This is a genomic window from Thermococcus peptonophilus (genome assembly GCF_001592435.1).
Lineage (GTDB): Archaea > Methanobacteriota_B > Thermococci > Thermococcales > Thermococcaceae > Thermococcus > Thermococcus peptonophilus.
On record NZ_CP014750.1, the window covers coordinates 166,479 to 186,206 of the forward strand.

Genomic DNA, 19,728 nt, shown 5'->3' on the forward strand with positions numbered 1-19,728 from the left:
TTCGTCCTCTGATTTTCTCTTTTCTTCATTGTCACGAGGTGCTTATTTTCTCCTTCGTCTTTTGAAAAAGAAAGAACGAGCGGCAAAATATTCGGAAAGAAACAACAGAACCTAAACGATATCCTTATTTAGCACCAATGGAAAGTGAAAACGCTGATTTCTTCCCGATTATCTCTTCCCTGCTCTTTCCAGCCTTCAGATCCTTGATAAGCTTCAAAACACGGCGCTTTATCTCGTCCCTCACTTCACGGTACTTCTCTATCGGCTGGCCGTAGGGGTCATCCAGCCCCCAGTCCCAGGTCTTTTCGGGCGGGGCGTAGGGGCACTTGTCGAGACAGCCCATCGTGATGACGATGTAGGCTTTATCGGCCATCTCCTCGGTGTAGAGCTTGGGGTACTGGCCCTCAAGGGAGATGCCAATTTCCTCCATGACCTTCCTCGCGAGCGGGTCTATTTCCTCAGCAGGCTCAGTCCCGGCGCTCATGGCCTTGAACCTCAGGTCGTCGTTGAAGTGGTTGAAGAAAGCCTCCGCCATCTGGCTCCTTGCAGAGTTCTTCACGCAGACGAAGAGGATGAGCTTCTCGTCCATTTCTTCACCCTAGGGAGGGTCAGAACGGCCTTTTAAATGCCTTTTCGCAGTAGTCTATTTAGAAGTCCATAGGATACCGACTTGGTGTTAAAATGCTTCTCCAATAAATTCAATGTCCGCGGGACTCTTGAGGGCAAGAGCAACTGCCGAGTTCTGCGAGCCCCCTCTCGGCGATCCGATATAGGAGAGGACACCGGTCAGGAGTGGAATAAAGGTCAAAGTAATGCAGTACTACAGAGAGGTTGGCTACTATGGGTACAGAATCATGAGAGGGTGCCCTTTGGGGAATCCTCTCCCGTATAACCTCATCAGAGCTTCAACCGGCTGGGTTTTCTTCCTAAACTCGTCGTGGAGGTAGTGCAGTCACTCACCCCCAAAACCCTTAAAGTAAACCGTCGCGGGGCAACCGTGGCACTTCTTGCCGTAGAGGTAGCAGCCCTTACAGACCTTTCCGCATGGAGCTACCTCCCTAACGGGGTCGAGCTTGAAGTCCACGAACTCAGGATAGGCCGGAGAGGAGCCGAGGGAGACGTCCATTTCCCTGACCTCTTCCAGCGGGCGTATTGTGTTCTCTATGGTGGCCTCAAGGGCGGAGTAGTTCTCGGCAACAAGGGCCAGGTTGAGGTTGTACTTTCCGGTCGTCGTTGCCACAAAGACCGTTCTGGGGCACCTCGCGAAGACATCGGCGAGCTTCTCCGCCTCGTCCATGCTCCTCACGCGGAGGTTCACCACAGCGGAGACGAAGCCCCTCTTCCTTATGTTGAGGAGGGCCTGAACCTTTATCTCCCCCTTTCCCTCAAGCCGCTCAAGCCTCTCCCTGGCGGAGGGGTGGCTTATCCCGAGCTCCCTCGCTATAGCGGAGACCTTCGTCCTGCCGTCCTCCCTGAGGATACGGTATATCTTTAGGTCGCGCTCGTCCATAGGATCACCTTCATTTTGAAGGCTCTGTCCTAAATTTTCCTGGGAAATGAATATAAGTCTTTTGAATCCATGGAAAAATTGAGGTGATGTCCATGGAGAGGAACGAGGGAACTGTGGATAGGGCAGTAAGGGTTCTGCTGGGTCTCATACTGCTCGGCCTCTGGGCAGCGAACAAGATACCCTATAAAACCGTGGCACTTATAGTCGGCCTTATAGCACTCATAACGGGCCTCACGGGGTTCTGCGCCATCTACAAGCTCCTCGGAATAAACACGTGCAAGGAGTGCTGAGGTGAGATGGTGAAGGGAACTTCCAAGATGCTTGTAATCTCGGGGGAGCTGCTCATACTGGTCAGCCTCGTCATGATGGCGACTGGGTTAGCAATGAACAGCCCATCGTCTAGCCTGGGAAGCTTTTTGGACTACTCCACGGCAAGGAGAGTTCACACTCTGACGGCGTACCTCTTCATACCCCTCATCTACGTCCACGCAACGGCCGGGTTAGCTACTGCACTCAAAAGGGTCAGAGCATTGAAGAGCGAGAGGGCCCAAAGGGTAGTCCTCGGGGTGTGGACGGCCCTCGTTGCAGTGTTACTCCTCCTCGCGCTCGTTCCGGGGGGCTCTTCGTCACTTTCAAGCCCGGTTTCAGCATCCAACAGCACCTCCGTGGGGCTAACCCTCGAGGAAGTTGCGAAGCACAGCACGGAGAACGACTGCTGGGTCGTTATAGGAAACGACGTCTACAACGTTACTTCGCTCATAGACACCCACAGCGGCGGCAAGGAGGCGATAATCCAGTACTGTGGAACCAACGCCACTGATGTATTCTTCTCCAAGCACAGCCAGGGCGCCTACGAGGTTCTGCAGAGCTACTACATTGGAAGCATTGGAAACTCGCCGCGGGGCTCGTTTGGGACAGGAGCTAAAGGAGACAGAGAAAAGGGAGAAAGAGAGGACGACTAATCCTCTTTACTTTTTCAGCGTTCGCCCGTCTGCTCCGCGTTTGAGAGCTTCCCTTCTTGGGTTCCGCTTAGGGGAAGCGAGACTACATCAACCTGGCCGTCTTCGATAAACGCTGTCGTCCTAATTCCAATGGTCCCGTCAGTGTTTAGAACCTTGAAGGCGATTACCTTAAGTTCCTTGCCTGTCTGAGGGTCCCTGCCTGTGTAGACTTCGAGGAATACCCTGTCGAGATAGTCCGGTGCGAGTCTTGTCATGCTTGGGGCTATGGATGCAAACCTCGGCTCGACCTCTCCGAGCTCTGCATTGTTGAGTCCAGGATCGCCGATTATTACTGTTGTTCTGCCCTTGGCGTCGGTTATGGCGTAAATCATGATCTCGGTGCTAACGTTTTTGGCACTCTCCACCTGGATCGGGATGAACGGCCCGTTTCCAAAGGTGATGTTGACGACCCTCGTGTCCGGAAGCTCGTCGAAGGGCTTCTCGCCGAACTTGTCCATGAATATCCCGTCGAGGAGGGGGCTTATGGTGCATGAGCACAGCTCACTCGATGTCTGCATCGAGGCCTTCAAAGAAGGACCAGTTATAGCGCTCTGGAATGCATCGAGTGCTCTCTTTGCGTCCCTGGTCTCAAAGTGAGTGCTCCCTATTGCCATGTTAAGGTTGACGAGCTGCTCCGCCAGCTGTTTGAGGTCGGCCTTCATCGAGACCACCGTTATTGTGTACTGGCCGGGCATTAGGTAGAGGTCTTCCATTGGAGTGGGATCATAGGGCCCGGTGTCGCTGTCTGTGGGTTCGAAGACGAAAGGTGCTATCTGGGCGTTCAAATTGCATATCGCTTGGTCTATGTCAAGGGGTTCGTCCTGGACGTCCAGGAGCTCAAGGTAGTGGTTGTCTGGGGGTAAGAGTCTGTAACAAAAGCCGTCGTCGGCTATTCCAAGGAGGGTGCTGTTTATCGGCGGGACAGTATAAACCCCGCTTTCATCTGGAGCTATCTGCATAACCGTCTCGCCCGTGTTGGGATCCACCATCTTTAAAACTCCAAAACCCTCAGTTGGGACCTTTATCTTCATACCGCTCTTGGCGTAGAGCTTTATTGAAGGATAGACTTGATCAGCTCCAATGATTCTTCCACCCTCGCGGATCGCCCTCAATGTGCTTCCGGTTCCGATGTGGTATATCTCGAGGCTCTCCATTCGGTAGCCCCTAACCGCCATCATCTTCTCGACCATCGCCTCGCGGCTCAGCTTTGATATCTCGCCGTTTGAAATGTAGAGGAACTCGCCACGCATGCTGTAGAAGTCCGTTATTGGCTCTCCGTTGCTGGCGTTCTCCCAGTAGGCGGTCTCGACGGCACCAACTCCCACGAGCGACCGCAGGTTCAGGGCCTCGTAGTACTTTAACTCCGCTAAGTTCTGAAGGATGTAAACCCTCTTCTCAACGTCGCTCTCGTTAGCGGCCATCTCTGAGAGAACCTGGGCAGACTTCTCCCAGTTCCGGATTTCGGGGCTTTTAAGCTCAAGGCCGAGCTTTTCGAGCTTTTCCTTCGCGCCGGTTATTTCCCTGTCGTAGAGCTCGATTAACCCTTTGAGCTTCTCCTCGTCGGCCTCCCAGTTGGGCTGGGGATTCGTCTCCGTTGGGGTGCTCGTGGTGGTTTCCTTCGGTGTTGGGGTCGTCGGGCTTGTCGTTTTTCTTGGAGTTGTGCTTGTCCCGGTTATGTTTCCCTGGTCAATGCACCCTGAAATGAACGCGCCGAGCATTACGACGCTTAAAAGCAGGGCAAAACCTGCAAGTTTTTTCGTTTTCATTTTTCAAACCTTCATTGAGTCACGAAGCGGCAAAAAATCGAGAAGAAAACATCAAGTGACCTATAGGGATAGTTAGTCGAGGGGGGTTATTAACACTATCGGTTGCATATTGGAAAGAATTAAGCGTTTTTGCCTCCACCTCTCAGAGCCACGAGGAGTGTGAACGTCATTACTAGCGCTATCTCGTAGGTCTCTATCAGCGCCACGGATGACCACTCCAGAAAAGTCCCAAATAGGGCGAGCAGGAATATCAAAACGGAACCGTAGCGGATTTCCCTCTTCTCACTCCCCACACCATAAATCAACGCCCCTAGGAAGAACTGGACGAAGAAGTACGTTGAAACAAAGACGTGGGGCCTCGTTCCACCGTGGAAGATCCCTATGAGAGCCAGAAATATGGCTGAAATACTGATGTAAGCCCCTCCAACCGTCTGGAGCCTGTTCTCAGAGGCCAGGATTAGGTAGATGGCAAAGGCGAGAACGAAAAGGGACGTTACTATAAGCCCATAGTTGTAGATCCAGGGTGCGGTTGCTTTCGACGGGTCTCCAAGGTCGCTGAGGGCGTTGTGGAAGAATGAAAACCACCGGTTCCTGCTTATGCTCCACGCAACGAAGAGCCAGTAGACGATGCCGCTGACGATTCCAGACCATCTCAGGCCCTCTCTCCACATTCGTTCCACCTAATATTCCGGTTTTTGATAGACGGAGCGGAGCATGAGCTCCTCGACTCTGACGTCAGATGGGAGCTTTAGCAGACAGCGTAGGGCCTCGGCAACCTCTTCGGGCTTGAGAAAGCCGTGCTCCTTAGGTTTCCCTGGCCTGCTCCCCGCGAAGTGGGTATCCACCGCCCCAGGCCTGAGCTCCAGAAAGCGAACCTCCGGATTCTCCAGCTGGAAGGTCCTAACCAGTGCCCTCGCCGCCCACTTCGTAGCTACGTAGGCCCCTCCCCTAGGAAAAACCCTGGCGGAAACATCGGAAGTTACTGCCACAACAGTTCCCTTTCTTTTCTTCAGACTCGGGAGAAAGGCCTTCACAGTTCTCCAGAGACCGAGTGTGTTTACCTGGAGCATCTTCTCAAAGTCCTCGCCCCTAATCTCCTCAAGTCTGCCGAAGTAGCCAACGCCAGCGTTCGCAACAAGCAGGTCAACTCCTCCGAAGTGCTTAAGGGCCCTTTCGGCAAAATCATCAACACTCTCCGGCCTTGAGACGTCGAGGTAGTGGTAGAAGACCTCTGTTTCCAGCCCCTCAGCAAGTTTCTTCAGATCCTCGATGCTCCTTGCTCCAAGGGCAAGAGAATAACCTTCATCAGCCAGCATCTCCGCTATTGCCCTGCCTATTCCCTTCGAGGCACCGGTAACAACTGCCACTTTCATCCTGCCCACCAAGTAAGTTCTATTTGGGCAAACTTCAACGGTTTACCCAATTAAACCTTTGCCCCATCCGTTTAGAGGGCCAGGATCAGAGCAGAGAGAGCGGCAGTTATCATGAGAAAAGGCAGAGAATAGCGGTGGAACTCCCTTATCCCCACGTCCCCTATTCTAACGGCTATGAGGTTTGCCAGCGAGCCGATTATCAGGCCCGTTCCCCCGATGTTGACCCCGACTGCAAGGGATATCCAGTCCCTCCCACCGAGGAGGAGAACCGTCGCCGGCACGTTGCTGACTATCTGACTCAGGAGAGCGGATGTAATGAAGAGACCAAGACCGGAGTCGGGAAAAGAAATCCTCGCGGAAGAAAGAACTCGCGCAATCTCCCCAAAATCTGCAAAGATGAAGGCAAAGGTCAGGAAAAGCGCCCAGTCAAAGCCGAGGAGGACTTCCCTTCCAATCAATAACAGCGCTCCAAGGGTTATTGGGAAAGTCCAGGGCGCCTTCCCCTCCTGGGCAATGGTCATGTCTGCCGCGAGAAGGAGTATGGCGGCCCAGAGGAGAGATTTGCGAACGCTTACCGGAGGAAGCTCTCTTTGTTCAATCTCGTCTTTGAAGATGAAGTAAGCAAAGAACAACAGGAGCAGAAGCCAGAGAAAGACAAATGGGAACATACGCAGGACGAAGGAGTGGAAGGAGATCCCGTAGTAACTCCAGATTATGACGTTCTGCGGGTTTCCGATAGGGGTTAAAGCCGAGCCGACGTTTGCAGCTATAGCAGAGAGAACGATGAGGCTTCTCAAGTCCTTCCCCGAGATTTGGGACAGAGTAATCACCAAAGGGATGAAAATCAGCATGGCGGTGTCGTTCATTATGACTGCCGAAGAGAGCGCCACCGTTGGAAGGAGGATGAAGGCCAGCTTTCTCTCGGAGCCGCCAGATAGAGAGATCAGCCTGCACGAGAGGCGCGTGAAAATTCCCGACAGTTCAAGCCCCCTTGAGACGAGTATGAGCGACCCTATCAGGGAGAGGCTCCCCCAGTCCACCAAACCGGGCGTTCCCCATAGAAGGGAGCTGTCCCGAAGAAGGAGGGCTAAGTAGAGGACCACGAGAGCGGAGAGGAACCACTCCCTCTTTAGGAAGTCCCTGACCCCTTCACATGCCATGACGCCTTATCTCCTCCGTGAGTCCGTAGTCGGGTGCGATTTCTTTTCCATCCGCTGAGACGCGGACGTGAAGGACTACAAAGCTTCTCCACGCCACCGGAACAACCCAGCAATTTTCTGGCTCTCTGAACTCGGCCGCCGGAAGGACCTGGACTTCCTTCAGGATTCTCTCTACTTCCTCTTTGATTCCCTCAACCCTCACCGGTCTTGAACTCCCCGGACAGCCCTTGGGAAGCGGTATTTTCCTTTCCGGGTCGTAGTGGAGTCTGTCAACGGCAAAATTCAGGTAGAGAACTGGAACGTCAATCCCGCCGGGCTTCATGAGAGGCTTTCCCACCCTGAAGAAGGGGAGAACTTCCCTAACCAATTCAACTGCCCTCTCTGCGTTCTCAACCTCAACAACCCTACCGCACGGTTGGCCGTGGAGGTGTGGGAGAGACATATTAGTTCACCGGATTGTGTTTGGGAAAAGGGTGTATATGTTTTGTGTTTGGAAACTCAAGGAAGCCAAACCAACATCTGGCATCTGTTCAAAAAATGGGAATCAAAAGGAAAAATCAAAGGAGCTCCTTCATTGCCTTGTAGCCGAGTTCGAAGGCCCTCACGTTGGCCTCCACCGCCTTCTCCGGCACGCTGGCCTTCACGGCCTCAAGCATCGTCTCCTTGTCTATCGGAAAGTCCGGGAGGGCCGTTAGGGCACCAACGAGGACGACGTTCTGGGCGAGGGCCGTCCCCGCTTCTTCGGCCAGCTTGATGGCATCTATTTCGTAGAGCTTCGCCCCGGCCTTCTTGATGTTCTCAACTATCTCCTCGTAGGTCACGTACTTCTCTATTTTGCCCTTCACGAAGTTCTCCGTCTCGTATGGGTGGTGAATGAGGCGCGTGTTGGTTATGACTGTCCCTCCGGGCTTGAGGAAGTAGACGTAGCGAAGAGCCTCCATTGGCTCGAGCGCTAAAATCACGTCCGCCCCACCGTAGGGAATGAGGGGTGAGAGACCATCTCCTATGCGCTGGTGCACTATGACCGAACCGCTCCTCTGGGAGAGGCCGTGAAGCTCCCCGCTGACCACGTGGATTCCCTTCCTCGCGCAGGCCTCGCCGACTATGTTGGACATGAGCACTATGCCCTGGCCGCCGACGCCGCAGTAGATAACGTTCATTGCCCTCCCCTCCTGAGCATTATCTGCTCCAGTTCGCGGTAGTCCTCTATCGTCACGTGGGGTTTGTCCTCGCCGCCGTAGAGAACCGCCGTCGAGTGGATTGCATTGTGGGGACACAGCTGGGCGCAGACGCCGCAGCCAACGCAGACCTCCGGAAGAATCTTCGCCTTCAGGTCGGTCTCATCTACCACTATCGCAGGACAGCCGAAGTCCCTTATGCAGTTGTAGGCCCTCTCACAGGCCTCCTTGTCAACGAAGTAGGGGACTATCTTTCCTCCAGCGCGTCTGTATTCGCGGAAGTGGTAGAGGGCGCACTCTCCCCTCGATATGACCACGGAGAGGCCGTCGTACTTCAAAGCCTCTCTGAGCTTGCCTATGTTCTTCCTTGCCTGGAATGAGTCTATGACCACTATCTTTTCCACGCCGAGGCCCCTCAAAACGCTCTCTATGTCTATGCGCTTCTCGTAGGGGTTCACCTTCTTTGGACTGCCGGGGTGGGCCTGCTGGCCTGTCATGGCCGTGACCGCGTTGTCGAGGATTATGAGGGTCATTTTCGCGTTGTTGTGGATGGCGTTGACTATTCCGGGCAGAGCGGCGTGGAAGAACGTTGAGTCGCCTACAACGGTAACTACCCTCTCCTGGGCGGAATGTTGGACACCGTGAGCTATTCCAAGGGAAGCGCCCATCGCTAGGAGGGAATCCGTCCAACCGATGTGCTCCAAAGCCAGCATCGAGTAGCAGCCGATGTCGTTGGCCAAGTAGTAGTTCTCCGGCCTGCCCATCGCCCTCCTCAGGGCCCAGAAAGTAGCTCTGTGAGGACAGCCGGCGCAGAAGGTGGGCATCCTCGGCGGGGCGAGCTTTGCAAGCTCCCACATCCTCTTGAAGTGCCCCTCGTAGTCGAAGGGAAGCTCCCTTCCGAGAACCTCGGCGAGAACCTTAATGACTATCGGGACGTTGTACTCGAGCATCTCAAGGAAGTGACCGCTCTTCTTGCCGATCATCTCGAGGTCTGGGTTTTTCTCCTTCGCTATTTGCCTCACGAAGCCCTCTATGTAAGGGAAGAGCTCCTCAACAACCACGACCCTCTCAAGGCCTTCAATGAAGTCCCCGATGAGCTTCTCGGGGATTGGATTGAGGACGCCGAGCTTGAGGACGTAGGCCTCTCTCCCGAGCTTCTGAAGGCTCTCAAGGACGTAGGAGTAGGCGACGCCTGATGTTATGATGCCGATTCCCTTTGCCTCTTCAGGCTTTGCCACCTTCACTTCCTTGCCGTCGAAGTACTCAACGCGGTTTAGGGCCAAGAACTCTGGATCTTCCTTCATCTTCGCTACCTTTTCCAGAAGCTCGGCCTTGAACTTCCTCGCGAGCGAACCCACGGTCGCGTAGCTCCTCCTGTTTTCTCTCCACGAGAGCTTATCGAAGGGCGTCCTCTTGAGCTTTCCGACCTTCACAAGGCCGCTCTGGTGGTTCACCCTCGTGGTCGTCCTCACCAAAACGACGCTGCCGTACTTCTCGCTCAGCCCGAATGCCTTCTTTACCATCTCGTAGGCTTCCTGTGGGTTGGAGGGTTCGAGCATCGGGAGGTAAGCGGTGTAGCCGAACCACCTGCCGTCCTGCTCCGACTGGGAGGAGTGGGCATATGGGTCGTCGGCTATTACAACTACCAGCCCACCCTTGACGCCAGTATAAGCGAGCGAGTAGAGGGTGTCTGAGGCGACATTTCCTCCCACGCTCTTCATCGACGTGAATCCCCTGAGGCCGACGAAAGCGGCTCCAGCAACCGTCTCAAGGGCAACCTTTTCATTGGCGGCTATCTCAACAACGAGGTCGTCGCGATAATGAGAAACCCTGTCGAAGGTATCCAAGATTTCCGTCTGCGGTGAGCCGGGGTAGAAGGCCGCAACCTTCACGTCCGCCTCCAGGGCGGCCCTGACTATGGCCTCGTTTGTCAGCATATAGCCCACGTGGGGCTCCTCTTTCAGAACTTCCTTTAGAGACATGAAAACACCATAGGGTTTAGGAAGCGAACCTATATATCCCTTTTCTGGACAGAAAAAGGCAGTGTTAAACATCTATGAGATTGAAAGTGGAAGTGCTTACGACTCTGTACAGCAGAAGCAAAGCTCTGCAAAACAGTTTTAATTTGTCCACGTTTTAGTTTCCTACGGGGTGAAAAGCATGGAAACTAGTGTTTGTCATACTTTGAAGAGCCCTGTTATTAAGAAGTTCTGTGAGTCTATAACTGAATTGGCCAGATCATCAGGAGGATACTTTGAGCCAATCCAGAACGACTTTCTTGAAGCATATTACCAAATCGTTGAAAAGGCCCGTATTGAGGGCAGGCTTCCAGAGGGGGAGTATCGGCAGAAAGGCAATGCATTTAGGGATTTTATCAGCGAATTGATCTACGTAAGATCCGAAGGAACCTACCGTCTAACGGATAGGAGGGTTCCCGGTTATTCTGAGAGAACCCACGACGTTGATCTCGCTTATGTGAGAGATAATACCGTTTTGGTGGCCGGAGAGGTCAAGATGACAGGCAGCCCAAGGCATAAAAGGGGAACAGGGATTCAAAAGGAGAGAAAGACGCAGAGCGATTTGGATAAAAGATTAAAAGAAGTCAAGTTCACCGCAGTGGATTTAAAACTTCGCTACACTCCCGAAGAGGCCATAATACGTGCTGTGAACTCTGAAAATACCATTTCTGAAGTTTCCAACAACAGTTGGTGGATACAGTGGATTCATGATTCCATTCCGGGTTTTTATTCATTCTGGGCATCGAGGCTTGCCTCGGGGCGTCTTGATAGTAGAACAGGAAGGAGAGTAGACTTTGATAATCCCGATCTCCTCCTCGAAAAATTCAGGAATCTCTTAAAATACAACAATGCGGTAGGTCTTTTCATGTTCCGGGAGGAGAATAGCAGATATGTCCCCGTTGAAACTGAGAGAATCAAAAGGGAAAAGATTTCAATAGACGACGCAGTGAATGATCTCATAAAGTTCCTGGATAAGCATTTGGACTAGCCAAGGCTCTTTTTTATCCTTCTTTCCTGGAGATACTTCCAAGCCTCCTCAATAACCTCAACATCCCTCTGCTTCAATCCAAGTTCCCCTTCAAGTACGACTTCATTGACAATAGCAACGGCGTCAATGGTTCTTTTAGCCCTTAGCAGCCGGTCAACTTTCGAAGATATATTAAGAATTTCCTTCGGTTCTTCAGGCGTTGGAATTAGGATTTTCTCAGCCTCTTTTGGCTCGATCTTTAGAACACCTCCCCCGTAAAATCTCCCCACAAGCTCGGCGGAGAGCAATGTTAGAGAGTTGTAAAACAGAGTAGAGAGTAACTTCGGTTCAAGTTTTCTTTTGAGGAATATCTGATGAATTGTGTTTGTGCTCGTAGCTTTCTGGTCATTTACTATAATCTCGTTGGAAGCAATTTTGGGAACTTCATGGGACATATAGCTCATAAAAAGATCTGGGAACCTAACTCCAGGCACGGCGTACCATGTTTTCCTTATCCTCACTTTATAGCGGGATCTAACGTTAAGTTTCTCCCCTTTTTTGGTAAGGTATTCTCTCACTCCAGTCCCCAATTCATCCCACGGCTTTGTAACATATAGAAGATAGCACTTCTGGCCGAGCTTTTTGATAAGCTCCCAGTCGGAGGTCGTGACTTCAATCCCCGATATTTGTTCCGCCCTAGAGATTAAGGGTATTAGGTATTCTTTCTCAATTCCCCACAAATTTACCTCTTCCTCTGTTAGGGTAAAGAACTCGTTGCTTCCAGTCACAACTCCGATTGTTACCATTCCCACCTCTCCGAGAGGAATAGTTTTCTCTCTAACTTTGTTAAGAACTTTTGCTAGGGAATCCGCCAGACTTTGCGGGAGCATATATTTTGTCCATTTTTCATCGGGATTTGGGAGTAGCAGGAAATTCGGAGACTCCAACTTCAACCCAGAGAGCCCCTTTTCATCAGCAACTTCCACAAATCGAACCCCATAAGGCCCGGATTTACTGGCTAAGAGCAAAACTGTATCTTCGAGAATGCCTGAAAACACCCTCCTCTCAAAAGATATTATTGTGATGTTGGAAAACTTCTTCAAAAGCCATTTTCTAAATGGTTTTGCGTATCCAACGTGGAGAAGTTTCGAAGGAAGTACCATCGCGAGACGGCCATCTTTTTTAAGAAACTTCTCTGCATGGATTACGAATGGAACCCACGAGGCCGTTAGTTCAGGAAGCTTAACACCCTCTTCGAGGGCTGTACTGAGAGCCTTCTCTCTGATTTGCCCTGAAAAAGATTGATATCTAATGTACGGAGGATTTCCAACGACCACATCTACTTTTGGAATTCTTTGGGCCTTAAGCAAGTTACTCAAGGTCTGCTGACCTCTTGGAGGTTCCAGATCAAAAAAATCGGCGTTTATTAGAGTGGGTACAAAAGAAAACTCAGCCAAAAGAAATTTTTTAGTCTTTTCAAGCATTTCAGAATCTATTTCTACGCCATAAACCTGTTTAGATATTGATTCTGGGGAAGCCCCAAGTTCCATCAACCGTCTGATTGCCGCCCTTAAAAAAACACCATCACCACAGCTGGGTTCGAGTACTGTATCGTTGGGGCTCTTTATTGCCCAATTAACAAGGAATTCAGCGATCTCAACAGGAGTAAGAACTTGACCCAACTTTTTTATTTTCTCAAGGGCTGGTGCTTCGGCCATTCTTTTCACCCACTCGAGTATACTCGAGTCATAGTTATAAAATTTTCGGGAGTAATCATGAACTCGTGGCACAGAATCGTGACTTAATTCTAGTCTGTACAGACTGATACTCCAAACCCCAAAGCAAAAGGCAAAAACGAAAAAGAAAAATTCACAGCAGCTCCTCGACGAGCTCCGCTGTGGCACTTCTTGCTTTGCTCCTGAGCCTTTCGAGGTGTTCACTTAAGGCTTCACCAATGCCGTGCACGAAGAGACTCATGGCCTCTTCCCTGCCAAGTCCGCGGGCGCGGAGGTAGAAGAGAGCATCCTCGTCGAACTGTCTGACGGAGGACGAGTGGGCGGCGTTCTCTATCTCCCCCGTATCGACTTCAAGCATCGGCACGCTTACGCCGAGGGAGCCCTCGTCCATTATGGTCACCTCGGAGACCACGACGCTCGAAGAGCCCTTAGCCCGCTCGAAGACCTTTGCAGTTCCTCTGTGGACTGTCCAGCCGTTTTTGTAGGAGAAGCCGTGAACCCTTGTCTCGCTCTTGCTTTCTTCACCGTACTGGAGCACGTTCGTTAGGTAGTCAACGGCCGAGCCTATAGCTAGGGGTATCCCCCTAAGTAGGAGCTCGCTTTCCTTCCCTTCGAGGGAGTAATCCTCGCGGTGGTGGCTCATCCTGCCTCCGTGAACCGCGCTGAAGGCCCTAACCCTGCTCTTCCCCGTGAGGCTGGCCCTCAGGAGGTAGTGGGAGAGTGATTTGTGCTTTCCGATCGTGAGCAACTCTATCTCGGCGTTCTTGGCTATCATCTCCACCACGAAGGATTTAGCTCCATCCTCGGCCATGTCGTAGATGATTATCGGCATTTTGGCGTTCTCAACCTCAATGCTGAGGTGGTGGCTTACGAAGGCCTTCTCTGAAAGGTGAGAGACTATCACGAGCGGCTCCGTGAGGTCTCCCCTAATCCTGAGCCTGTATGCCTTTTTGAGGGCGTAGAAGTGGAAGCCCAGAATCCTCGACTCCTCGGGCTGCGACAGTCCAAGTGTCCCCTCTGTGAGCTCGACTCCATTGGGCAGGTCAAAGCTCGCCTCGCTTCCCGAAAACGTAACGTGTCCTTTAACCGGGACCTCGCCCGCTTTAGCTTCCGTCGGGAGCTTTAAGGGGGAGTTCTCCTCGAAGAGCTTCCACTTCGTGTAACTCCTTATCGTCGGGCTGTCGCCGTACTTCTGGTAGGTGAGCCTTTCAAGGGCCTCTCTGGTTATTCTTGGAAGTTCGGCAGCCATCATCCAACACCCCCTACCTCGCTGAACTCAAGCTCTATGACCTTCTTGAGCACCTCCACGTACTCGAAAGGCAAGCCCTCAAGAACTTCACTGATGAAGCCCAGAACGATGAGGCTCTTGGCCTCTTCCTCGCTTATACCGCGGGAGTTCATGTAAAACAGTTTGTCCTCGCTCAGCTTTCCCGTGGTTGCCTCGTGGATTATGCTCGCTGTCGGTTCGTCGTTCTGGTTGTGCGGATAGGTGTAGGCCTTACTCTTCTCGTCGAGTATGAGCGAGTCACAGGAGACCGTTGCGGTGGAGTTTTTGGCCCCCTTCATTATCCTAACGAGGCCGCGGTAGATGTTGGTTCCCCCGTTGGCGCTTATGCTCTTCGAGACTATCTTCGAGCTGGTGTTTGGAGCTAAATGCCAGGTTTTGGCACCGGTGTCCTTGAGGTATGGCCCGTTGCTGAGAGAGACAACGTACTGCGCCGTTCTTGCTCCCTCCCCCTTCAGGACGCTTGACGGGTAGGTGTAGGTTATGTGGCTCCCGATGCTGCCCTCTATCCATTCAACGTAGGCGTTCTCCTCTATGATGGCGCGCTTGTTGTTGAAGTTGATGACGTTCCTGCTCCAGTTCTGTATGGTGGTGAACTTGACGGTGGCGTTCTTGTGGGCGTAAATCTCTACCATGCCGTCGTGGAAGGAGAAGCCCTTGTACATCGGTGCCGAACAGCCCTCGATGAAGTGGACGTAGCTGCCTTCGTCCGCTATGAGCAGGGTGTGCTCGAACTGGCCCTCAAGGGCCGAGCCGATGACGAAGAATGCCTCTATCGGGAAGGGGACCCTCACCCCCTTCGGGATGTAGACGAACGCTCCGCCGCTCCAGAGGGCATGGTGCAGGGCTGAAAACTTGTGCTCGCCCGGAGGAAAGACTTTCCCGAAGTACCTCTTGACGAGATCAGGGTACTTCTGGACGGCCTCCTCCATGGGGAGCATTATGATACCCTTCTTCTTGAACTCCTCTTTGAGCTGGGAATATACGCTCTCGCTGTCAAAGACGGCCGTAAGGCCCGAGAGGAACCTCTTCTCTATCTCCGGGATGTTGAGTCTCTCAAAGGTTCTCCTTATGTTCTCTGGCAGGTCATCCCAGTCCTTAATCTCGCTGCCCATCTCTGGCTTGGAGTAGAGGGAGAAGCTCTCGATGTCGAGCTCGTCTATTCCAACAACCCACTTCGGCATCGGGAGCTTCTTGAAGAGCTCGAGCGCCTTGAGCCTGTGCCTGAGCATCCACTCGGGTTCGTTCTTTATCCTCGAAATCTCCCTGATGGCATCCTCCGTAATCTCACCGCGCAGCTCGATTTCCTTCGGGTACGGCACCGCCGTTCCCAGAATTTCCTCAAGGGAGCCCGCCTTGAGTATCTCCTCAAGCCTTGACTGCTGCGCCATTCTCACCCACCGCCGCGAAGCCCTTCTCTTCTATGAGTCGGACCAGCTCCATTCCGCCGGAAGCAACGAGCCTGCCTTCCTTGAGGACATGGACCCTCTGGGGATTGAGGTACTCTAAAATCCTGCCGTAGTGCGTGATTAGGAGTATTCCCGTGCCCTCGCTATGGAGCCTCGCTATAACTCCCGCTATCACCTTAAGAGAGTCGACGTCAACGCCGCTGTCCGGCTCATCCAGAATGAGGAGCCTGGGCTTCACGAGGTACGCCTGGAGCATTTCAAGCTTCTTCCTCTCACCGCCGGAGAAGCCGACGTTAAGTTCCCTAGATAGGATTGAGCTGTCAAAGCCAAGTTCTTCGACGGCCTTAAATATCATGTCGTAGGCCTCGATCTCGTCTATGCCCCGGAGGTTTTTCAGTACCCTTTGAAGGAAGTTGATGACTTTAACCCCCTCGACCTCGACAGGGTGCTGAAAGCTGAGGAAGATGCCCTTCCTGACCCTTTCTTCGGGCTTTGCCTCTGTTATGTCCTCCCCATCAAAGAATATCCTGCCCTCAGTGACAGTGTACCTTGGATGGCCCGCTATGGTGAGGGCAAGTGTTGATTTTCCAGAGCCATTTGGACCCATGACAACGTGAAGTTCCCCATCGTTGATGGCAAGATCTACACCCCTCAGAATCTCCCTATCGGACACATTGACGTGGAGATTTTCCACCTTAAGCATGAGCATCACCTCTTTTTACCTACACGGTTTTGGGTAGAAGAGCACACTTTTAAAACCTTTCTTCACAGATTTGAGTAATATCCGGAAACGAAAGCTCACCCTCTCAACCCTGCCTCTTCAAGTGCCGCCAGAACGCGCTGGAACTCCTTGAGTTTGCCCCCTGCCACGACCCTCTCAGGCCTGAAGGGACAGTCACAGTAGGGATACTCGAGGAAAGCTTGGTACGTTCCGATCCTCCTGGCTATCGCGACTATCTCCTCCTTGTCCATCCCGAGGAGCGGTCTGTGGACTGGAAAGTTCACGCTCATGGTCTCAAAGTAGAGGTTGGCAAGGGTTTGAGAGGCAACCTGGCCGAGGCTATCTCCGGTGACTATGCCCAGGGCGCCCTTCTCCCTCGCTATCTCCGCAGCACGCCTTAGCATTGCCACCTTGCAGACAACGCACGTCCACTCGCGGAGTTTCGCCTTTGCCAGCGCGGAGACGTAGGGTTTGAGGACTTCAAAGTGGTTCTCCACGATGAGCTCTATTGGCTCGGGTGAGTAGTCCTCCAGTATGTCGACGACCTTCTCAACTACGCTCCTCGCGTTGGTCCCCTGGTCGAAGTGGAGGGCCGTTATCTCCGCCCCCCGCTTGAGCATGAGGAAAGCGGCCACCGGGGAATCTATGCCGCCGCTCAGGAGCACCACAACCTTTCCCTGCGTCCCAACGGGCAGGCCGCCAACTCCGGGCATCTTCTCAAAGAAGACGTAGGTCTTGCCCGAGATTATTTCGATGCCCACCGTAAGCTCAGGGTTCTCAAGATCGACCTTCCACCCGAAGTTCTCGACGATGAAGGCCCCTATCTCGCGGTTTACCTCCATCGAGGTCTTCAGAAAGGTCTTGTCGAGCCTCCGCGTTTCCACTTTGAAGCTCTTCGGGTTTAAGCCTTTGAGGGCCTCCCCCAGGTAAGCCGGAACCTCCCTGTACTCCATGACCCTCGCTGGAGAGACCGACACTACCCCGGGGACTTTGGCGATTATCTCCGCCGCCTCATCGGGTGCATCAACGAGTATCCTGCCCCTCACAATTCTCGCCTTCCCCTCAATTCCTTTCCTCTTTAGGGTAGCCAGTATGTTGTTGCGGAGCTTTCTCTCAAACTCCCGTCTCTTCCCGCCTTTAAGTGCAATCTCGCCGTACCTCACGATTATCACGTCAACCACCCAGGTAGCGGGCGAACACGTTCTTGGCCTCGTTCTCGTCTTCAACGCCCCTTATCACCATCCTACCACCCTGGAAGATGAGTATCTCAAGGTAGTCGTCCTCGAACTGGATGAACTGGCTCGTCTTCAGCGGCTCGATGCCGAGCTTCTTCAGCCTTTCTTCAAGATGATCAAAGTCTATGTTCATCCTCACCGGCGGCGTCACCTGTATGGAGCCGTCGCACAGGCGCTCTATCTTGATCCGCTTTTCTAAAAACTCGAACTTCCTGAGGGAGCATGCCGGACAGTCCTCCCTCCTCGGCACCTCAACCTTCTCGAAGTCGAGGGGCTTGGTGTCGAAGAATATGAGCTCGCTCCTAACTTCCTCACCGAGGAGCATCCTGGCCGCGAGGCTCACCGCTAATGAAGCGGCCAGAGGTGGGACATAGCTCATTATTCCGGCCACTGCACAGGTCGGCATCGGGCTCTCGGGTAGCTTTGGCATGAGACAGCGGAAGCAGGCCGTCTTTCCGGGAACTATTGGCATGACGTTGCCGTAGGTGGCCAGTACCCCCACGTAAACCCAGGGTTTGTTGTTCTTGACGGCGTAGTCGTTTATCACCTGTCTGGTGTAGATGTTGTCGGTTCCGTCGAGTATCAGGTCTGCCCCGTCGAGCAGGTTAACAGTCCCGGGGTTGAGGTCTTCAAAATAGCCCTTTACACCGAACCTCTCCTTCAGCGCTTCGACCTTGGGCTTTCCAACGTCCCCTTTCGTGTAGATCGTCCTTGGAATGTCGCTCTCGTCCACAAAGTCCCTGTCGATGACGATAATTTTCCCCACTCCGAGCTTGTGGAGGAAGTAGGCCTCCCAGCTTCCCAGCGCGCCGGCTCCCACAACGGCGACGGTGCTCTCTCCAAGCTTCCTCTGTCCCTCGATTCCAATAATAGGGAAGTGCCTCGAAAAGTCCATCTTCACCTGCATGTTCTCACCATCGGGACTTTCTGCAGGGGCTCAAAAAAGGCTTTTGAAAACCAAAGGTTCTGGACAGTTCTGGGAAGAGGCGGAAGGGTATTAAACTCCCCCAAGAACTTCCACCGGTGGTGGAACATGGAGTTCTTTGAAGTCTTGAGGAAGAGGAGGAGCATAAGGCGCTTTCGGGATAAACCTGTACCGAGAGAGCTTATAGAAAAGCTCCTGGAAGCGGCTTTCCTCTTGCCCAGCTCCTACAACAGGAGGCCCTGGCACTTCATAGTCGTGGACGACAGGGAAAAGCTTGAGGCCCTTTCAAGGGCCAAACTGGGAGCATCGGGTCTCAAAACGGCGCCGCTGGCAATAGTCGTTGCCGCCGACGAGAGCAGGAGTGACGTCTGGGTTGAAGATGCTAGCATAGCGGCGGAGCACATTCAGCTGGCGGCGTTTGACCTGGGTCTAGCTTCATTCTGGGTGCAGATAAGGAACAGGATGCACAATGAGACTAAAACAGCAGAAGAATACGTGAGGGGGCTTCTAGGAATTCCAAAAAACTACCGCGTGCTGTGCATCGTTGGGATAGGCTATCCAGCAGAGAACAAGCCGCCCCACGGCGATGAAGTCTTTGAGTGGGAGAAGGTGAGCCACAACGAATTTGGGAAGAGGTTTAAGTAGCCATCAGGAGCCCAATCTCTTCAACACTTTTAAGCCATTTCTGACAAGGGTTTCTTTAGGGGAGCTTCCTACCGGGCCCAGGCTGATGCAGTCATGGGGGCTCACGTGGTGCACCCATGTGTGCCATAAATGTTAATCCTTTTCAGAGGAATTTTCCATTTTGGAAAGGATAAGGGCCATAAGCCTGCTTTATTAAGCACAGATCGGTGAGAGTAATGGAAGCTAAGGTTTGTAAGTTCTGCGCCGGGGAGAGGCTCGACGAGGTTATGAAGCTCCTCGAAGAGAAAGGTTACAGTGTTAGCGTTGAAGAATGCATAGGGCTCTGCGCGAAGTACGCCTGTGGCAACATAAACGTCATAGCAGGGGAAAAGGAGATATCCGTCGGGAACTTTGAGGAGTTCGTGAAGGCTCTGGAGGGGTGAAAATGGTGAAGGCTTTGGTGATAATCTCAAGCGACGACGAGAGTGCTTTACCGGGCTTCATGTGGGCGGCCAATGCTATCAAGCACGGCTGGGTCGAGGACGTTGAGGTTATCCTCTTCGGCCCTATAGAGAGGGCGATAGCCAATGGAGACGAGCGATTCCTTCCATGGATTGAGAAGCTGAGAGAGCTTGGAAAACTCCCGATAGCCTGCAAGAGGATCGCGGAGTTTGAGGGGTTTGAGGTCTCCCTGCAGAGATACGTCAGGACGGAGTACGTCGGAAAAATCATAGCGGAGCACCTGGAGAAGGGCTACGTTCCGATGACCTTTTGATGAAAAACGCTTCAAGAAAAGTCTTTTTAACGGCATTGGAGAGGC

General features: G+C 52.8%; 21 protein-coding genes. 6 read left to right on the forward strand and 15 right to left on the reverse strand.

Annotated elements, in window-relative coordinates:
• Positions 1-124: 124 nt before the first annotated feature.
• Both A0127_RS00840 and A0127_RS00845 read right to left on the reverse strand, forming a co-directional pair.
• Positions 125-589 (reverse strand): arsenate reductase ArsC, encoded by a 465-nt coding sequence (locus A0127_RS00840; RefSeq protein WP_062386680.1) that lies wholly within the window; start codon positions 587-589, stop codon positions 125-127.
• Between the two features lie 363 nt (positions 590-952).
• Positions 953-1,510, reverse strand: coding sequence for an Lrp/AsnC family transcriptional regulator (locus tag A0127_RS00845; RefSeq protein WP_062386684.1), 558 nt, complete (start codon positions 1,508-1,510; stop codon positions 953-955).
• Between the two features lie 86 nt (positions 1,511-1,596).
• Here A0127_RS00845 and A0127_RS00850 point away from each other — a divergent pair, with 86 nt between their 5' ends.
• Both A0127_RS00850 and A0127_RS00855 read left to right on the forward strand, forming a co-directional pair.
• Positions 1,597-1,800 carry a YgaP family membrane protein gene (locus tag A0127_RS00850; RefSeq protein ID WP_231855776.1) on the forward strand — a complete coding sequence of 68 codons (204 nt, stop codon included), beginning with the start codon at positions 1,597-1,599 and terminating at the stop codon, positions 1,798-1,800.
• Positions 1,801-1,809: 9 nt separating this feature from the next.
• Positions 1,810-2,472: a cytochrome b5 domain-containing protein gene (locus A0127_RS00855; protein WP_062386691.1), complete on the forward strand. Its 663-nt coding sequence runs from the start codon at positions 1,810-1,812 to the stop codon at positions 2,470-2,472.
• A gap of 14 nt (positions 2,473-2,486) precedes the next feature.
• Here the strand turns inward: A0127_RS00855 and A0127_RS00860 are convergent, their stop codons facing one another.
• The 7 genes from A0127_RS00860 to A0127_RS00890 all read right to left on the reverse strand — a co-directional run bounded on the left by A0127_RS00860 (position 2,487) and on the right by A0127_RS00890 (position 9,970).
• Positions 2,487-4,277 carry a hypothetical protein gene (locus A0127_RS00860; protein WP_062386695.1) on the reverse strand — a complete coding sequence of 597 codons (1,791 nt, stop codon included), beginning with the start codon at positions 4,275-4,277 and terminating at the stop codon, positions 2,487-2,489.
• Positions 4,278-4,396: 119 nt separating this feature from the next.
• Positions 4,397-4,948, reverse strand: a complete 552-nt coding sequence (locus A0127_RS00865; protein WP_062386699.1) for a DUF998 domain-containing protein — start codon at positions 4,946-4,948, stop codon at positions 4,397-4,399.
• A 9-nt stretch (positions 4,949-4,957) separates the two neighbouring features.
• The gene (locus A0127_RS00870) at positions 4,958-5,650 is read right to left on the reverse strand and encodes an SDR family oxidoreductase (protein WP_062386702.1); all 693 of its coding nucleotides are present in this window, start codon (positions 5,648-5,650) and stop codon (positions 4,958-4,960) included.
• Between the two features lie 71 nt (positions 5,651-5,721).
• Positions 5,722-6,810 (reverse strand): SLC13 family permease, encoded by a 1,089-nt coding sequence (locus A0127_RS00875; RefSeq protein WP_062386705.1) that lies wholly within the window; start codon positions 6,808-6,810, stop codon positions 5,722-5,724.
• Positions 6,800-7,252 carry a hypothetical protein gene (locus A0127_RS00880; protein ID WP_062386709.1) on the reverse strand — a complete coding sequence of 151 codons (453 nt, stop codon included), beginning with the start codon at positions 7,250-7,252 and terminating at the stop codon, positions 6,800-6,802. The genes A0127_RS00875 and A0127_RS00880 overlap by 11 nt, the downstream gene beginning before the upstream one ends.
• 115 nt (positions 7,253-7,367) lie before the next feature.
• Positions 7,368-7,970 (reverse strand): indolepyruvate ferredoxin oxidoreductase subunit beta, encoded by a 603-nt coding sequence (gene iorB / locus A0127_RS00885; RefSeq protein ID WP_062386712.1) that lies wholly within the window; start codon positions 7,968-7,970, stop codon positions 7,368-7,370.
• The gene (locus tag A0127_RS00890) at positions 7,967-9,970 is read right to left on the reverse strand and encodes a thiamine pyrophosphate-dependent enzyme (protein WP_062386715.1); all 2,004 of its coding nucleotides are present in this window, start codon (positions 9,968-9,970) and stop codon (positions 7,967-7,969) included. The genes iorB and A0127_RS00890 overlap by 4 nt, the downstream gene beginning before the upstream one ends.
• A 178-nt stretch (positions 9,971-10,148) precedes the next feature.
• Here A0127_RS00890 and A0127_RS00895 point away from each other — a divergent pair, with 178 nt between their 5' ends.
• On the forward strand, positions 10,149-10,994 hold the full coding sequence (locus tag A0127_RS00895; protein ID WP_062386718.1) for a hypothetical protein: 846 nt from the start codon (positions 10,149-10,151) through the stop codon (positions 10,992-10,994).
• Here the strand turns inward: A0127_RS00895 and A0127_RS00900 are convergent.
• From A0127_RS00900 to A0127_RS00925, 6 genes are all read right to left on the reverse strand, one after another.
• Positions 10,991-12,691: an HsdM family class I SAM-dependent methyltransferase gene (locus A0127_RS00900; RefSeq protein ID WP_062386722.1), complete on the reverse strand. Its 1,701-nt coding sequence runs from the start codon at positions 12,689-12,691 to the stop codon at positions 10,991-10,993. The genes A0127_RS00895 and A0127_RS00900 overlap by 4 nt on opposite strands.
• Positions 12,692-12,842: 151 nt before the next feature.
• The gene (locus A0127_RS00905; protein WP_062386725.1) at positions 12,843-13,958 is read right to left on the reverse strand and encodes a SufD family Fe-S cluster assembly protein; all 1,116 of its coding nucleotides are present in this window, start codon (positions 13,956-13,958) and stop codon (positions 12,843-12,845) included.
• Positions 13,958-15,385 carry a Fe-S cluster assembly protein SufB gene (sufB, locus tag A0127_RS00910; protein WP_062386730.1) on the reverse strand — a complete coding sequence of 476 codons (1,428 nt, stop codon included), beginning with the start codon at positions 15,383-15,385 and terminating at the stop codon, positions 13,958-13,960. Before sufB ends, A0127_RS00905 begins: the two co-directional genes overlap by 1 nt.
• On the reverse strand, positions 15,363-16,106 hold the full coding sequence (sufC, locus tag A0127_RS00915) for a Fe-S cluster assembly ATPase SufC (RefSeq protein ID WP_062386733.1): 744 nt from the start codon (positions 16,104-16,106) through the stop codon (positions 15,363-15,365). Before sufC ends, sufB begins: the two co-directional genes overlap by 23 nt.
• 95 nt (positions 16,107-16,201) lie before the next feature.
• On the reverse strand, positions 16,202-17,296 hold the full coding sequence (thiI, locus tag A0127_RS00920) for a tRNA uracil 4-sulfurtransferase ThiI (protein ID WP_062386737.1): 1,095 nt from the start codon (positions 17,294-17,296) through the stop codon (positions 16,202-16,204).
• Position 17,297: 1 nt separating this feature from the next.
• Entirely contained in the window at positions 17,298-18,266 is a 969-nt protein-coding gene (locus A0127_RS00925) for a HesA/MoeB/ThiF family protein (RefSeq protein WP_197463586.1), read from the reverse strand.
• 126 nt (positions 18,267-18,392) lie between these two features.
• On the opposite strand from A0127_RS00925, the gene A0127_RS00930 reads away from it, so the two are divergent.
• The 3 genes from A0127_RS00930 (at position 18,393) to A0127_RS00940 (ending at position 19,683) form a co-directional block, all read left to right on the forward strand.
• On the forward strand, positions 18,393-18,929 hold the full coding sequence (locus A0127_RS00930; RefSeq protein WP_062386742.1) for a nitroreductase family protein: 537 nt from the start codon (positions 18,393-18,395) through the stop codon (positions 18,927-18,929).
• A 215-nt stretch (positions 18,930-19,144) separates the two neighbouring features.
• The gene (locus tag A0127_RS00935; RefSeq protein ID WP_062386745.1) at positions 19,145-19,351 is read left to right on the forward strand and encodes a hypothetical protein; all 207 of its coding nucleotides are present in this window, start codon (positions 19,145-19,147) and stop codon (positions 19,349-19,351) included.
• A 2-nt stretch (positions 19,352-19,353) separates the two neighbouring features.
• Complete coding sequence (locus tag A0127_RS00940; protein ID WP_054841006.1) at positions 19,354-19,683, forward strand: hypothetical protein; 330 nt, start codon at positions 19,354-19,356, stop codon at positions 19,681-19,683.
• The last annotated feature ends 45 nt before the right edge of the window (positions 19,684-19,728 follow it).

What these genes read in the sequence shown, in the direction of transcription:
- A0127_RS00895 (WP_062386718.1), top strand. Translation starts at nt 10,149, where the DNA reads ATGGAAACTAGTGTTTGTCATACTTTGAAGAGCCCTGTTATTAAGAAG.
- A0127_RS00935 (WP_062386745.1), top strand. Translation starts at nt 19,145, where the DNA reads ATGGAAGCTAAGGTTTGTAAGTTCTGCGCCGGGGAGAGGCTCGACGAG.
- A0127_RS00870 (WP_062386702.1), bottom strand. Translation starts at nt 5,650, where the DNA reads ATGAAAGTGGCAGTTGTTACCGGTGCCTCGAAGGGAATAGGCAGGGCA.
- A0127_RS00860 (WP_062386695.1), bottom strand. Translation starts at nt 4,277, where the DNA reads ATGAAAACGAAAAAACTTGCAGGTTTTGCCCTGCTTTTAAGCGTCGTA.
- A0127_RS00850 (WP_231855776.1), top strand. Translation starts at nt 1,597, where the DNA reads ATGTCCATGGAGAGGAACGAGGGAACTGTGGATAGGGCAGTAAGGGTT.
- A0127_RS00865 (WP_062386699.1), bottom strand. Translation starts at nt 4,948, where the DNA reads ATGTGGAGAGAGGGCCTGAGATGGTCTGGAATCGTCAGCGGCATCGTC.
- A0127_RS00925 (WP_197463586.1), bottom strand. Translation starts at nt 18,266, where the DNA reads ATGCAGGTGAAGATGGACTTTTCGAGGCACTTCCCTATTATTGGAATC.
- A0127_RS00845 (WP_062386684.1), bottom strand. Translation starts at nt 1,510, where the DNA reads ATGGACGAGCGCGACCTAAAGATATACCGTATCCTCAGGGAGGACGGC.
- sufC (WP_062386733.1), bottom strand. Translation starts at nt 16,106, where the DNA reads ATGCTTAAGGTGGAAAATCTCCACGTCAATGTGTCCGATAGGGAGATT.
- A0127_RS00900 (WP_062386722.1), bottom strand. Translation starts at nt 12,691, where the DNA reads ATGGCCGAAGCACCAGCCCTTGAGAAAATAAAAAAGTTGGGTCAAGTT.
- A0127_RS00880 (WP_062386709.1), bottom strand. Translation starts at nt 7,252, where the DNA reads ATGTCTCTCCCACACCTCCACGGCCAACCGTGCGGTAGGGTTGTTGAG.
- A0127_RS00890 (WP_062386715.1), bottom strand. Translation starts at nt 9,970, where the DNA reads ATGTCTCTAAAGGAAGTTCTGAAAGAGGAGCCCCACGTGGGCTATATG.
- A0127_RS00840 (WP_062386680.1), bottom strand. Translation starts at nt 589, where the DNA reads ATGGACGAGAAGCTCATCCTCTTCGTCTGCGTGAAGAACTCTGCAAGG.
- iorB (WP_062386712.1), bottom strand. Translation starts at nt 7,970, where the DNA reads ATGAACGTTATCTACTGCGGCGTCGGCGGCCAGGGCATAGTGCTCATG.
- A0127_RS00875 (WP_062386705.1), bottom strand. Translation starts at nt 6,810, where the DNA reads ATGGCATGTGAAGGGGTCAGGGACTTCCTAAAGAGGGAGTGGTTCCTC.
- A0127_RS00930 (WP_062386742.1), top strand. Translation starts at nt 18,393, where the DNA reads ATGGAGTTCTTTGAAGTCTTGAGGAAGAGGAGGAGCATAAGGCGCTTT.
- A0127_RS00940 (WP_054841006.1), top strand. Translation starts at nt 19,354, where the DNA reads ATGGTGAAGGCTTTGGTGATAATCTCAAGCGACGACGAGAGTGCTTTA.
- sufB (WP_062386730.1), bottom strand. Translation starts at nt 15,385, where the DNA reads ATGGCGCAGCAGTCAAGGCTTGAGGAGATACTCAAGGCGGGCTCCCTT.
- A0127_RS00905 (WP_062386725.1), bottom strand. Translation starts at nt 13,958, where the DNA reads ATGGCTGCCGAACTTCCAAGAATAACCAGAGAGGCCCTTGAAAGGCTC.